Genomic DNA, 893 nt, shown 5'->3' on the forward strand with positions numbered 1-893 from the left:
CTCCGGTGCCCTCGGTCCGGACGCCCGTGATCCGGTACCGGGTGCCGCGCGGCAGGAGCAGCTCGCGGTCGTCCGCGGAGGATTCGGTGTAGCCGTTCAGCCAGAGGCCGTGCGTTCCGTCGGGCAGGGTCAGGTGGAGTTGGAAGGGGGTGTGTCCGGAGTCCGGCGCCCGTCCTCGCACACCCAGGGAGGTCGACAGGAACGCGGAGTCGGTCTGGACCGTCCCCACGAGCGCGTTCAGGTCGTTCGGATCGTACCCGGTCATGAAGTCGACCGTGTGCAGCCCGCGATGAGCGAGCAGGGGTTCGGGCAGCGGGTTGCGACCGATCGCCTCGTCGATGAGGCGGACGCGGTCGAGGATGTCGCCGACCGAGGGGAAGCGGCCGTAGGAGTCGCTCAACCGGCCCGCGTAGCCCGCCCGCCGCCTCCAGTGGTCGAGGCGCTGTTCCCGCGCTCCGGGAGCGTGCCCCATGATGTCGTCGACCACGGCCCTCTGCGCCTCGGTCAGGTCGTCGCGCCGAGCGTGGGCTCTGGTGACGTCCGCCATCGTCGGCGGTCGCAGGAGTGGTCCCGTCAACTCGTACAGGGCGAAGCCCGGCCCGCCGTTCGAGCGCACCTCCGCCAGGACCAGCTGTCGGCTCCAGTGGTCCGGGGCCCGCAGGACGCGGTTGTAGGGGTCGCGGTCGGGATCGGTGTATCCCTCGATCGCGGTCCGCTGGTCGACGGGCAGGTTCGGGTAGGCGTGGGGGTTGGTGTCGGGGTCGTCGAGGAACTCCTCGCCGTACTCCTCGGCCTCCTCATTGGTGGCGAAGCGTCGGACGCCGTCCTCGCCGACCCTGCCCGGGCGGTCGTCATCGGTCTTCGGTTCGGGGGGCAGGACGGTGGCGTCGAGG

Annotated in this window: 1 protein-coding gene; it reads right to left on the minus strand. The window is 71.2% G+C overall.

Annotated elements, in window-relative coordinates; genetic code table 11:
- Nucleotides 1-893, minus strand: an 893-nt coding sequence (locus D471_RS37455) for an ADP-ribosyltransferase (RefSeq protein WP_040692389.1), incomplete at both ends; no start/stop codon positions are given.

This window comes from Nocardiopsis lucentensis DSM 44048, assembly GCF_000341125.1.
Classification (GTDB): domain Bacteria; phylum Actinomycetota; class Actinomycetes; order Streptosporangiales; family Streptosporangiaceae; genus Nocardiopsis; species Nocardiopsis lucentensis.